The following is a 13403-nucleotide window of genomic DNA, read 5'->3' on the forward strand; positions in this document are numbered from 1 at the left end:
TTCTAGCGGAGTGAAATGTCACTCCGCTAACATTTACATTTCGTATGGATTGGCAACATAAATGATTGCCGCTACAATCCCGGCCGTTTAAAGTACGCAAACGTGAACGCAATCGATTACGTATGTGAGAGATATGTGAAACAACACATATTTTTGTGAGCAAGGATTCCTATAATAGGCTCCGCAGAAACACGAAATATTTAGAAACGCAATTCGCGCATTTTTCACTCCCGGAAGGGAATTTCAATCAGTGGCATGATTATGAAAAAAACATTACTCGCAGCTGGCGCCGTGCTGGCACTGTCCTCCTCTTTCACTGTTAACGCAGCGGAAAACGACAAACCACAATATCTCTCCGACTGGTGGCACCAGAGCGTTAACGTGGTAGGCAGCTACCACACCCGTTTCGGGCCGCAGATCCGCAACGATACCTACCTGGAATACGAAGCGTTTGCCAAGAAAGACTGGTTTGATTTCTACGGCTACGTCGATCTGCCGGTATTCTTCGGCGGTAACTCCGATGCGAAAGGTATCTGGAACAATGGCTCCCCGCTGTTCATGGAAATCGAACCGCGTTTCTCTATCGACAAACTGACCGGCACCAGCCTGGCGTTTGGTCCGTTCAAAGAGTGGTACTTCGCGAACAACTACATCTATGACATGGGTCGCAACGATTCTCAGGAACAGAGCACCTGGTATATGGGTCTGGGCACTGACATCGAAACCGGCCTGCCAATGAGCCTGTCACTGAACGTGTATGCGAAATACCAGTGGCAGAACTATGGCGCATCAAATGAGAACGAGTGGGATGGCTACCGTTTCAAAGTGAAATACTTTGTGCCAATCACTCAGCTGTGGGGCGGTAACCTGAGCTATATCGGCTTCACCAACTTTGACTGGGGTTCAGACCTGGGCGACGATAACTTCTATGACAACAACGGGAAGCATGCTCGTACCAGTAACTCCATCGCCTCCAGCCACATTCTGGCGCTGAACTACGATCACTGGCACTACTCTGTTGTTGCGCGTTACTGGCACAACGGTGGCCAGTGGAACGACGACGCCAGCCTGAACTTCGGCAACGGCGACTTCAGCGTTCGCTCTACCGGTTGGGGTGGTTACCTGGTCGTGGGTTACAACTTCTAACCTGTGCGGACTTCGCCCGGTGGCGCTGCGCTTGCCGGGCCTACGATCCGAATGTAGGCCGGGTAAGGCGTAGACGCCACCCGGCTTTTTACTGCTTCACCTTCCGCAAAAAATCTGCCAGAGCTCTGTCCGCACTTTCGCTAAAGCGTCTCTCCGTCTGCACAATATTGAGGCACCTGTCGAGCCGGAAGCAGCGATATGCATACTGTCAGGAATAGACAAAAAAAATCCCGGCCAGCAGGCCGGGATTTCGATACCGCATAAGACTCTTACGGCAGAATGGACGGCTGATCCGCCCCTTCTTTCTCGACTTTCTGCTGGATCAGATGCTCGCGCTTCATGCCCAGCTTCAGCGCCAGCGCGGACGCGACGTAGATAGACGAGGCCGTACCGATAGACACACCGATCAGCATGGTCAGCGAGAAGCCTTCCAACACCGGGCCCCCGAACAGGAACAGCATCAGGATCACCATCAGGGTGGTGCCGGAGGTGATCAACGTACGGTGCAGCGTCTGGGTCAACGACACGTTAAAGATTTCGTACGGCGTGCCGCGACGGATCTTACGGAAGTTTTCACGAATACGGTCAGATACCACGATACTGTCGTTCAGTGAGTAACCGATAACGGACATCAGGGATGCCACAATCGTCAGGTCAATCTCAATGTGGAAGAGAGACAGTATGCCCATGGTGATCACCACGTCGTGCGCCAGAGCGATAACCACGCCTGCCGCCAGTCGCCACTCAAAGCGGAAACCGACGTAAATCAGAATCGAGATCAGCGCCACCAGCAGCGCCATCGCACCGGTCTGTGCCAGGTCAGCACCAACGCTCGGGCCGACAAACTCAATACGCTTAACCGTTGCATCCTGGCTGGTCGTTTCGTTAATAACCTGAACGACCTTGCTGCCCAGCTCCTGGCTGCCGTTGGCATCGTGTACCGGCGGCATACGCACCATGATGTCGCGGCTGCTGCCGAAGTTCTGTAGCAGCGGCTCTTCAAAGCCCGCTTTTTGCAGAGACTCACGCATCTGGTCCATATCGACCGGTTTTTCCAGGGTAATTTCGATCACCGTACCACCGGTGAAATCCAGACCCCAGTTAAAGCCTTTCACGCCCATAATGACGATGGACAAGATCAGCAGAAAACCTGAAATGCCGAAGGCCCAGTAGTCCCAGCGCATAAAGTCCCAGACTTTACGGCCGTGGTTCAATTGTTCAACAGTATATTCCTGTGCCACAACGCACTCCTCAGATAGACAGCTTTTTGACGCGCTTGCCGCCGTACAGCAGGTTCACGATGGCACGGGTGCCGACAATAGCGGTAAACATCGACGTTGCGACACCGATACCGGTAGTAATCGCAAAGCCTTTGATCGCGCCAGTACCCACTGCATACAGGATAAGAACCTTAATCAGTGTTGTTACGTTCGCATCGAAGATGGAGCTGAACGCCCCTTTGTAGCCTTCTTCAATCGCCTGCTGTACAGAACGACCGTTGCTCAGCTCTTCTTTAATACGTTCGTTTATCAGTACGTTGGCGTCGACCGCCACCGCAAGGGTTAGAACGATACCCGCGATACCCGGCATGGTTAGCGTCGCCCCCGGCAGCAGGGACATGATACCGATGATCAGCACCAGGTTGGCAATCAGCGCGGAGGTCGCAATCAGGCCGAACTTCTTATAGAAGAAGATCATGAAGATGATGGACACCGCCAGACCGGCCAGACACGCTTCCAGACCCTGCTTGATGTTCTGCATACCCAGGGTTGGACCGATGGTACGCTCTTCAACAATCTGAATTGGCGCAATCAGCGCACCGGCACGCAGCAGCAGAGAGAGCTGACGCGCTTCGTTCGGGTTGCTGATACCGGTAATACGGAAGCTGTTACCCAGACGAGACTGGATGTTGGCGATGTTAATCACCTCTTCCTCTTTCACCAGCACGGCACGGCCATTGGCGTCTTTCTTACCGCTGTCTTTGTACTCCACGAACAGGGTCGCCATCGGCTTGCCGATGTTGTCCTTGGTGAAGTTAGACATGATGTTGCCACCTGCGCTGTCCAGCGAGATGTTAACCTGCGGCTGGTTGTACTCATCCTGGCTTGAAGTGGAGTCGGTGATATGGTCACCGGTCAGGATCACGCGTTTGTACAGCACAACCGGCTGGCCTTCGCGGGTCTGTTTCACTTCGGAATCGCCCGGCACACGGCCTGAAGCCGCAGCAGCCTGGTCAACGTTGGCGTTAACCAGACGGAACTCCAGAGTCGCCGTCGCACCCAGAATCTCTTTCGCACGGGCGGTATCCTGGATACCTGGCAGTTCGACCACGATACGGTCAGCACCCTGACGCTGTACCAGTGGCTCAGCCACGCCCAGCTGGTTTACACGGTTACGCAGAATGTTAATGTTCTGCTGAACGGCGTACTCACGTGCTTCACTCAGACGCGCGTCGGTCATTACCGCACGCAGCTGGTTGCTGCCCTGAGAGGTGATCACCAGATCGCGGTGACGTTGAGACAGATAGGTCACAGCCTGATCGCGTGCCGCGCTGTCGCGGAACGTGATGCTCATGCCGTAGTTATCTTCTTTACGTACGGTGGTGTACGGAATGCCTTTATCGCGCAGATCGCTGCGCAGGCTGTCGATATTCTGTTCCTGTAGCTTGCCGAGCGCGGTATCCATATCCACTTCCATCAGGAAGTGAACGCCGCCACGCAGGTCAAGACCCAGTTTCATTGGCTCTGCGTTCAGCGCAGCCAGCCAGCGTGGGGTTGCAGGAGCAAGGTTAAGCGCCACGACATATTTATCACCCAGCACGCCCATCAGCGCTTCACGTGCGCGGAGCTGCGTGTCGGTGGTGTCGAAGCGAGCAAGAATTGCGCCCTCTTCCAGTGCCACAGACTTAGCGGTAATTTTTTCTTCTTGTAACGTTTTCTGGACCTGGATCAGCGTTTGCTCACTGGCGGCGACACCGCGCGCGCCAGTGATTTGAACGGCCGGATCCTCACCATACAGGTTGGGAAGCGCGTACAGCAGGCCGACGATAATCACGACGACCAGCATGATGTACTTCCACAAAGGATAACGGTTTAACACGGCAGTTCCCTTTGGGAAAAGTTGGGATTACAGCGCCTTCATGGTGCCTTTCGGCAGAACGGCAGCTACGAAGTCACGTTTGATAACCACTTCAGTGGTGTCGTTCAGGGCGATAGCAATGTAGCCGTTTTCCGCTACTTTGGTTACGCGACCCACCAGGCCACCATTGGTCAGGACTTCATCGCCCTTCGCGATGGAGTTCATCAGGTTTTTGTGCTCTTTAGTACGCTTCTGCTGTGGACGCAGGATCATGAAGTAGAAGATCAGACCGAACACAACCAGCATCAGAATCAGAGACATCGGGCTGCCCTGCGCTGGTGCACCCGTTGCTGCTACCGCATCAGAAATAAAAAAGCTCATTCAAATTCCCTCATTATTAAAATTAATCAACGTTCAACGGTGGAACATCCCGCCCCTGACGTTGGTAGAAATCGGTCACGAAGCTCTCTAATTTACCCTCTTCGATAGCCTTACGTAAACCAGCCATTAAGCGCTGATAATAACGAAGATTATGAATGGTATTGAGACGCGCCCCCAAAATCTCGTTGCAACGATCGAGATGATGCAGATACGCGCGAGAATAATTGCGACAGGTATAGCAATCGCACTCGGAATCGAGCGGGCTGGTGTCACTCTTATGCTTCGCGTTACGGATTTTCACCACGCCATCGGTAACGAACAGATGACCGTTACGTGCGTTTCGGGTTGGCATAACGCAGTCGAACATATCAATGCCGCGACGTACGCCTTCCACCAGATCTTCTGGTTTACCCACACCCATCAGGTATCGTGGTTTATCCGCCGGGATTTGCGGGCAGACATGCTCCAGAATACGGTGCATATCTTCCTTCGGCTCACCCACAGCCAAACCGCCGACAGCGTAGCCATCAAAGCCTATCTCTACCAGACCTTTAACCGAGATATCGCGTAAATCTTCGTAAACGCTGCCCTGGATAATGCCGAACAGCGCATTTTTGTTTTGCAGGGAGTCAAAACGGTCGCGGCTACGCTTCGCCCAACGCAGGGACATCTCCATGGAACGTTTGGCATAGTCCCAGTCCGCCGGGTATGGCGTACATTCGTCGAAGATCATCACGATATCGGAGCCGAGATCGTACTGAATCTCCATAGACTTTTCCGGATCGAGGAAGATTGGATCGCCGTTGATCGGGTTACGGAAGTGTACGCCCTGCTCGGTGATCTTACGGATATCGCCCAGGCTGAAGACCTGGAAACCGCCGGAGTCGGTGAGGATGGGGCCTTTCCACTGCATGAAGTCGTGCAGGTCGCCGTGGAGCTTCATGATCTCCTGGCCTGGACGCAGCCACAGGTGGAAGGTGTTGCCGAGAATAATCTGTGCGCCAGTGGCTTCAACTTCTTCCGGCGTCATTCCTTTTACGGTGCCGTACGTGCCCACAGGCATAAACGCGGGGGTTTCTACCACGCCGCGATCAAACACCAGGCGACCGCGACGCGCGCGGCCATCGGTGGTATCGAGTTCAAATTTCATTTTTTCTCCGACGTCAGAAAAACAGTCCAACGTTGTAACACGGTGCCGCGGACTTATTCCCCGACACGCTCATTCAAAGCCTGCGGATTGTACGTGATAAACATCGCGTCGCCGTAGCTAAAAAAGCGATATTTTTGTTCTACCGCAGACTTGTAGGCGTTCATCGTATGCTGATACCCCGCAAACGCGGAGACCAGCATAATCAGCGTCGATTCAGGCAGATGGAAGTTGGTCACCAGCGCATCAATGACTTTGTACTGATAGCCCGGGTAGATAAAGATCTGCGTATCGCCAAAGAAGGGCTCAATCAGCTCTTTTTTCGCGGCCTGCGCAGCGCTCTCAAGGGAACGTACCGACGTTGTACCGACGGCCACGACGCGGCTACCGCGCGCTTTCGCCGCCAGCACCGCATCCACAACCTCCTGCGGCACTTCGGCATACTCAGAGTGCATGATGTGGTCTTCGATGCTGTCCACGCGCACCGGCTGGAACGTCCCCGCGCCGACGTGCAGCGTCACGAAGGCCATCTCAATACCCTTGGCGCGCAACTTTTCCAGCAGCGGTTCATCAAAGTGCAGGCCCGCCGTTGGCGCCGCCACTGCGCCAGGCTTCTGGCTGTAGACGGTCTGATACAGCTCGCGGTCGGCTTCTTCATCCGGGCGTTCAATGTACGGCGGCAGCGGCATGTGGCCGATGGCGTTGAGGATATCAAGCACCGTGCGCTCGTCGTTAAACTCCACCTCGAACAGCGCGTCGTGACGCGCGGTCATGGTCGCTTTGATGCTCTCGTCATCACCCAGCAGCAGTTCAGCGCCCGGCTTCGGCGCTTTGGATGCGCGAATATGTGCCAGAATACGTTTATCATCGAGCATACGTTCGACCAGCACCTCAATCTTGCCGCCGCTGGCTTTACGGCCAAACAGACGCGCTGGGATCACGCGGGTATTGTTAAAGACCAGCAGATCGCCAGGGTTGAGCTTGTCGAGCAGATCGGTGAAAGTACCGTGCGTCAGCGCGCCCGTTGGCCCGTCCAGTGACAGCAAGCGACAGCTGCTACGCTCAGGCACGGGGTAGTGAGCAATCAGGGATTCAGGTAGTTCAAAGGAGAAATCGGCGACGCGCATGACGTATACTCGTGACTTAAAAACAGGCGGCATAGTCTAGTGCTCACACCCTTTTGCTGCAACAACTAGCCGCCACCGGACGAATAAAACGCATGAATTTTCTCGCTCACCTGCATCTCGCTCACCTCGCGGACAGCTCCCTCTCCGGCAATTTGCTGGCCGATTTCGTACGCGGCAACCCCGCGGAAGATTATTCCCCCGAGGTTATCGACGGGATTTTTATGCACCGCCGCATCGACGTGCTGACCGATAACCTGCCGGAAGTGACGGAAGCCAAAGCCTGGTTCCGCCCCGAAACGCGACGCGTGGCGCCGATCACGCTCGACGTCATGTGGGATCATTTCCTGTCGCGCCACTGGTCCCAGCTGTCGCCTGATATGTCGCTGCCTGAGTTTGTGCGCTACGCCCACGCGCAGGTGTCGATCATTTTGCCGGACTCCCCACCGCGCTTTGTGAATCTGAATAACTATCTGTGGTCTGAACGCTGGCTGGAGCGTTACCGCGAGATGGATTTCATTCAGAACGTGCTCAACGGCATGGCCAGCCGTCGACCGCGTCTGGACGCGCTGCGCGACTCCTGGCACGACCTGGACAAACATTATGACGCGCTGGAAACGCGCTTCTGGCAGTTCTACCCGCGCATGATGGCGCAGGCGAAAAATAAAGAACTGTGATGCCGGTTCGATTGATAGGTAAAAGCTGGTGGAACGATTGTTACCACCTCTTTGTCTTATTCCCGCGCTGCCTCTATACTGGCCCGCGTTGCGTTCCAAATAACCTTAGTATCTACAGGAGAATCATATGGTTCTGGTAACTCGTCCGGCTCCGGATTTTACAGCTGCCGCCGTTCTGGGCAACGGTGAAATCGTTGAAAACTTCAACTTCAAACAGCACACCAACGGTAAAGCGACCGTTCTGTTCTTCTGGCCAATGGACTTCACTTTCGTTTGCCCGTCTGAGCTGATCGCGTTCGACAAACGTTACGAAGAATTCCAGAAGCGTGGCGTGGAAGTGGTTGGCGTCTCCTTCGACTCTGAATTTGTACACAACGCATGGCGTAACACCCCTGTCGAAAACGGCGGCATCGGTGCGGTGAAATACGCGATGGTTGCGGACATCAAACGCGAAATCCAGCAGGCTTACGGTATCGAACATCCGGACGCTGGCGTTGCGCTGCGTGGTTCTTTCCTGATCGACGCGAACGGCATCGTTCGTCACCAGGTTGTGAACGATCTGCCGCTGGGTCGTAACATCGACGAAATGCTGCGCATGGTTGACGCGCTCCAGTTCCACGAAGAGCACGGTGAAGTGTGCCCGGCTCAGTGGGAAAAAGGTAAAGAAGGTATGGCGGCTTCCCCAGACGGCGTAGCTAAATACCTGTCTGAGAACGTATCCAGCCTGTAATCGGCACGGTTTACGAAAAACCCGCGACTACGCGGGTTTTTTTATGGCTTATGCTGCGCCGTCTTTTTTTACCTCGCGCCAGATGCGCCATGCCATACCCGCAAGCACCATCACCCCGACGATCAGTACGCCCCAGACCATCAGCGTTTTCATTCTGCTTTCCTGCTCAGCCGCAGACGTCGCGGTTAAACGCGCCTCGCCGCCCAGCGGGACAGGTTCCAGCGTATCCGCCATCGGCAGGGCTGCCAGAGCGTAGGTTTTACGCAGTTCGGTCGGGATCAGCATATCCGTCTCCACGCTTGCCGGTTTCGCAGCCCCGTTCCCCCACGCAAGCAGATACGGCCCCTTCCCCTGCGCGTTGAACACCAGATCATAGCGCACGCGTTGCCCGATCACGCCCGGCAGGTTCTCTGGCAAACGCGCATTGTAGGTCTTGATTTTTACCGCCTCGACCAGCCCGCCCGGGAGCGGAACAGGTTCAGACGTTTTGCCGCCGAGCTGGTAGATCACCTCTTTTTTCAGCGTATGCCACCGATCCTTGTCCGCCCCCCGCCAGGCTATTTCTGCCGGGAGAACGCCGTCGCCATTCAGCATGAAGCCGATCGCACTCAGAGGCTGCGGATGTTTCCAGCGCCACACGGCTTCGCTATCGGATAGCCGCTCCCCCTCTCCCGCCAGGCTAATGTGCTCTGATTCCGGCTGCGCAGGAGCGTTAATCGCGTTGACGCCGGTTAACGTCAGGGCTGAACGCCCCGAGTTCAGCACCAGCAGCAGATAGCGATTCGCCTCAGGAGATAACACCAGATCGGTATCGATGCGGTCGAGCTTCAGGCGATCCTGTCCACTCATCACGTCCAGCAGGGGCATCTCTTCGCGCAGGGTATACCAGTTTTTTAGATCCTCGCTGTAATAGACCGATGCCGTCCCCTGCCACGAGCCCTGCGGCGTGTCCCAGAAAAGCTGGAGCTGAGAGAGCGGAACCTCCGTCGCGTTTTCCGGCAGGGTCAGCAGATAGTGCTGTCCGGCAGCCGCCGCGTGTTGCCCTTCCAGCAAAATCTCCACGCCGTTTCTGGCACGTAACATAATTTTATCGCCACTGCCCTCTTCCCCGCCCGTCGAGGCGTTAAGCGCAAAGAGGCGCAGCGCCGTGGTGGTCGGTGCCGGCTGCGGACGCGTCGTGGTAACCAGGCTGAACGGTACCGGCTCGCCCGACTGATTAAACACGCGCACGTCGCGCAGATCGGGCGATGTGCTCTGCTGATAAACCGCCAGCGGCAGCATGACCCGATACCACGGCGAAGAGGCAGAGGTATCAAGGGACAGGCCATAGGCATAATCCCGCGGGGATTCCACCGGCGCGCCCTCGCTGAATACCGGACCGGCCACGGCCAGCAGTGCCGCACAAACAACCGCATTCATCCATTTCATTTTTCTTCTCCTGCTTTAGGCGGTAGCGGCGAGAAATAGCCCACAATCAGGACCAGGATCGCCACGCCAATAAACGCGACAGCACGCGCCAGGCCGCCACCGCCCGCGCTGTCCACCAGCATCAGTTTGAGCATGACCACTCCCAGCAGCACCGCACCGGCAAGCCACTGCTGACGGGAGGCCTGACGGGTGGCGCGGATCATGACCACCAGCGCGCAGAACATCCAGAACAGGGCAAAGGTGGTCTGGATAAGCCGCGAATGCCACAGCGACTCCATATTCCAGGCCACCTCGCCGTACCACGCCAGCGCGCGCAGCAGCGCGCCGTTTAGCCACCAGAAGCCAAGCGCCATCAGCACAACGGCGGGCCACGGTCGGGACTGAGCAAGCGATGCCGGATAGTGGCGATCCACTACCCGATAAAACACCACCAGCCCCAGCAGCGCGAACGCCGCCCCTTCCTCAAGCGGGTTCACCAGCGGCAGCCAGGTCTGTCGATAGACTACCCCGTCCTGGAAATTAGTCACGACCAGCAATACCACCAGCGCCATAACCACAGGGATCACGGCAAGGCAGGCGTAGAGCGCAGGCCATACCCGGAACGGCCACCCGCGACGCCGTACGGCCGCGGAGAGCGCCATAATCACCCCACCGCCGACAGCCATCGCAATGCCGCTTCCCCAGGCCGCCATGCCCCATGGCAGGGAGCGGGCAAACCAGTAAAGCTCGGCGGCCATGGCGAGTAAAATCATCCACAACAGCGACAGATGCAGCCCCATTGCGATGCGCGGAAGAAGTTTATCTTCGTCGCGCCGCAGCATCATCAGGGCGGCAGGCAGCGCAATAGCCCAGGCCAGATTTGCCCAGCCGGCTGCCAGGATCTGCTGTTGCCAGACCTGATAAAGCACCATCAGCAGCATCACCGGCCACAGCAGCCATTTGCTGGCATCCAGCTCCCGCCATGCCAGACGAGCGGCAGCCTGCCGCCATCCCCAGGCCGACACCGCCGTCAGCGCCAGCACGCCCGCAAGAACCGATAATTCTGTCTTGAGGATCAGTTGCGACGCACCCAGTTGCGCCACTAACCAGAACAGCAGCCCACCGACCAGCAGCGCCCAACTGCCCGACAGCACGATTTTCTGCCACAGCCAGGCCGCAGCCAGCCAGCAAAGACTGAGCACTGCGAAAATAAGCAGCAGGCTCAGGGAGGTGACGCCGTCCATCTGCGCCCATATCGCGCTGCCGAGCGCCAGCACCAGCAGCGCCGTCCCGCTATAGCTCATACGCCGCTGCTGCTGTTGCACGCCCAGCCAGAGGATACCCAGCCCCTCCAGCGCCCAGGCCATCGCCGTCCAGCGCGCCGAAAGCGCCAGCGGAATGGCAAGCGTGGCAAACCCGCCGCCAATCGCCAGCGCCGCCATAATCAGTGGTCGCCCAATGGAGGGGTAACGTCGCAGCGCGAGGAACGCCAGTGAGAGATAAAACGCACCATAACCCAGCGCGCTGAGTGCCGGGCCGTACGTCCAGTGCGACGTCATGCCGTACTGCATCCCAAAACCAATCAGCGGCGGGGCAAACAGCAGTACGCCGTCAATAATCTGTTTGCCTTTTTCCTGCGCCCGCAGCGACAGCGCTACGCTAAACACGCCAAAAATAAGCGTATTGGCAATCAGGAACAGCTGACAGATAACATAGTTTTCAGGCTGGTAGTCGCTCAGCCCCCACACTCCGCCAACGCCAAACGTGAAGAGCAGCCCGAGCAGGTTGAGCTCGCGCCAGTGCTGCCAGATGCTGATGACGAGAATGCCGATGGAGAGCAGAAGATAGAAGGAGAACAGCGCCACAAAGCTACCGCCCCCGGTAGACAGGAGCAGCGGCGCAAGATATCCGCCCAGGCTCGCCAGCATGGCAAGGCTCAGCGCCTTTTGCAGCACGGCCAGCCCGACGCTCGCCGCGCAAATCACCACCAGCAGCGCAAACGCCAGCGTCATCGGCAGCATCTGCCACAGCCGGAATGCGCCAAAGACGGTCAGGTAAAGCACGCCGGTCGCCCCGCCCTGGAGGATCAGCGCGTAGATCCGCTGCCTGTGCCGCAGCCGCCATCCAACGGCCAGCAGAACCATGGCAAACAGCGCCGTGGCGGCAAGACGCAGCTCAAGCGGAAACAGTGAATGTTCAACGGTATAGCGCAGCAGGAAAGAGAGGCCGAGGAAGAGCAGTACAATCCCCAGTTTTGCCAGCGGATTGCCCTGCATAAACCAGCGCGTCAGCGAGGACAGGATGCCGCCAAAGGCGGAAGGCCGTTTTGCCGCCGGGACAGGCGCAGGTTCTGCTTCAGTGACGGGCGGTTCGGGACGCCAGGGATCGACAGGTGCGTTAACGGCCTCTGGCACCGGCGCTGGTGTCTCCACTGGCGCGGCGGTCTGCACCGGCTCCGGCGCTTTCTCAGCTACACCATGCTGCTCAAGCGCCTCAATGCGCTGGCGAAGCCGGGCGATCTCCTGCCGCGCCGCCGTGCTTCGATTAAAGCCTATCACCGCAAGCACGGGGGCCACGACCAGCGCAAAAACCAGGAACAAACAGCCAAGGATGTAAAGCTCGTCCATGTTTCCACCTTCACCGTAAAAGATCCGTTAAGATTGACACAAATAGTTGCATTTGCGCCATCTAAAAGGTGAAAACCATGCTGCCTGCGCTTAGCTGCCGAACCAGACCGTAGCGGAGATCGCCGGCAGCGTGAGCACGTTCTCCTGTAACGTCGCTTTCCCCTCTTTGCTCTTCCACGTTTTACCGGCCAGCAGCGGTGAATCTTCCAGCACCACTTCACACGCCTCACCCCGGTTGATCGCCACCAGCACGCGCTGCTGGTTGTAGACGCGGACAAACACCACCACATTATCTTGGGCGTACATCACCTGACAGCCCCCGTAGCGCAGGGCCTGGCTCTGCTTGCGTAGTGTCGCCATACGCTGGTACAGGCTGAACAGATCCTGATCCTGCTTTTCAGGCTCCCATGGGAAGGTTTTGCGGCAGAACGGATCGTTGTTACCGTCCAGCCCCACTTCATCTCCGTAATAGATGCACGGCACGCCCGGCCAGGTGAAAAGCCAGGTCACCGCCAGCGGCAGACGCGCCACATCTTTACCCAGCAGCGATTTAAAGCGCGCGGTATCGTGGCTGTCGAGCTGGTTAAACATCCGAAGCTGCTGCTGATGAGACAGGCCAGCGCGATAGTTCTCCATCCACGCCATGCAGGTTTCGGCGTCAATATGCTGCGGATCGTAAGAGATATCGGTGTTAGCGAGGAAGCCCCACAGCGGGAAGGTGAAGCCGCGATAATTCATCGACGCGTCTTCTGCATCTGCCTGCAACCACTGACGCGCGTCGCCAAAGTGCTCCCCGAAGACGAATGCTTCCGACCGGGCCGCTTTTGCCGACCGGGTAATGGCGGCGACATGCTGAAGGTTATTCCGCGCCCCGCCTGCTTCACCCAGCATATGCACCACGTCCAGCCGCCAGCCGTCCATATTCCACGGCGCTTTCAGCCAGTGGCGCACGATGCTGTCTTCGCCGCCGTAGATTTCATTCACAAGCGTTGACGACTGGAAATCGAGCTTCGGCAGACTCGGGTAGCCCAGCCAGTCCAGGGCGCGTCCATTCTCGTCAAAACTGTACCAGTCACGCTGGAGGGA

11 protein-coding genes and 1 pseudogene are annotated in these 13403 nt (G+C 57.1%); 3 read left to right on the forward strand and 9 right to left on the reverse strand.

The features are described from left to right. The first annotated feature begins 261 nt into the window (after positions 1 to 261). Positions 262 to 1146, forward strand: coding sequence for a nucleoside-specific channel-forming protein Tsx (locus ACOTX2_RS10485; protein WP_032621817.1), 885 nt, complete (start codon positions 262 to 264; stop codon positions 1144 to 1146). An 88-nt stretch (positions 1147 to 1234) separates the two neighbouring features. Here ACOTX2_RS10485 and ACOTX2_RS10490 read toward each other — a convergent pair. The 6 genes and pseudogenes from ACOTX2_RS10490 to queA form a co-directional block, all read right to left on the reverse strand. After that, a pseudogene (locus ACOTX2_RS10490) lies at positions 1235 to 1345 on the reverse strand (DNA-binding transcriptional regulator); the annotation flags it as partial. 70 nt (positions 1346 to 1415) lie between these two features. After that, complete coding sequence (gene secF / locus ACOTX2_RS10495) at positions 1416 to 2387, reverse strand: protein translocase subunit SecF (RefSeq protein ID WP_003859105.1); 972 nt, start codon at positions 2385 to 2387, stop codon at positions 1416 to 1418. Positions 2388 to 2397: 10 nt separating this feature from the next. Further along, positions 2398 to 4245, reverse strand: a complete 1848-nt coding sequence (secD, locus tag ACOTX2_RS10500) for a protein translocase subunit SecD (protein ID WP_032621613.1) — start codon at positions 4243 to 4245, stop codon at positions 2398 to 2400. A 27-nt stretch (positions 4246 to 4272) separates the two neighbouring features. Then, entirely contained in the window at positions 4273 to 4605 is a 333-nt protein-coding gene (gene yajC, locus ACOTX2_RS10505) for a preprotein translocase subunit YajC (protein WP_003859109.1), read from the reverse strand. 22 nt (positions 4606 to 4627) lie between these two features. Continuing rightward, on the reverse strand, positions 4628 to 5755 hold the full coding sequence (gene tgt, locus ACOTX2_RS10510; RefSeq protein ID WP_003859110.1) for a tRNA guanosine(34) transglycosylase Tgt: 1128 nt from the start codon (positions 5753 to 5755) through the stop codon (positions 4628 to 4630). Positions 5756 to 5808: 53 nt separating this feature from the next. Further along, the gene (gene queA, locus ACOTX2_RS10515; RefSeq protein WP_063147910.1) at positions 5809 to 6879 is read right to left on the reverse strand and encodes a tRNA preQ1(34) S-adenosylmethionine ribosyltransferase-isomerase QueA; all 1071 of its coding nucleotides are present in this window, start codon (positions 6877 to 6879) and stop codon (positions 5809 to 5811) included. A gap of 92 nt (positions 6880 to 6971) precedes the next feature. On the opposite strand from queA, the gene acpH reads away from it, so the two are divergent. Together acpH and ACOTX2_RS10525 are read left to right on the forward strand one after the other, a co-directional pair. Further along, the gene (acpH, locus tag ACOTX2_RS10520; RefSeq protein ID WP_022647220.1) at positions 6972 to 7553 is read left to right on the forward strand and encodes an ACP phosphodiesterase; all 582 of its coding nucleotides are present in this window, start codon (positions 6972 to 6974) and stop codon (positions 7551 to 7553) included. A 127-nt stretch (positions 7554 to 7680) separates the two neighbouring features. Beyond that, positions 7681 to 8283 carry a peroxiredoxin C gene (locus ACOTX2_RS10525; RefSeq protein ID WP_003859113.1) on the forward strand — a complete coding sequence of 201 codons (603 nt, stop codon included), beginning with the start codon at positions 7681 to 7683 and terminating at the stop codon, positions 8281 to 8283. Between the two features lie 48 nt (positions 8284 to 8331). Here the strand turns inward: ACOTX2_RS10525 and ACOTX2_RS10530 are convergent, their stop codons facing one another. From ACOTX2_RS10530 to malZ, 3 genes are all read right to left on the reverse strand, one after another. Further along, positions 8332 to 9711, reverse strand: coding sequence for a DUF3999 domain-containing protein (locus ACOTX2_RS10530; RefSeq protein ID WP_063147909.1), 1380 nt, complete (start codon positions 9709 to 9711; stop codon positions 8332 to 8334). Beyond that, positions 9708 to 12317 (reverse strand): DUF2339 domain-containing protein, encoded by a 2610-nt coding sequence (locus ACOTX2_RS10535; protein WP_063147908.1) that lies wholly within the window; start codon positions 12315 to 12317, stop codon positions 9708 to 9710. Before ACOTX2_RS10535 ends, ACOTX2_RS10530 begins: the two co-directional genes overlap by 4 nt. A gap of 90 nt (positions 12318 to 12407) precedes the next feature. Then, positions 12408 to 13403 (reverse strand): maltodextrin glucosidase (gene malZ / locus ACOTX2_RS10540; RefSeq protein ID WP_421625912.1); only part of this gene is annotated, 996 nt, incomplete at its 5' end.

It is taken from the genome of Enterobacter cloacae complex sp. IR5412 (genome assembly GCF_049237385.1).
GTDB classification, from domain to species: domain Bacteria; phylum Pseudomonadota; class Gammaproteobacteria; order Enterobacterales; family Enterobacteriaceae; genus Enterobacter; species Enterobacter intestinihominis.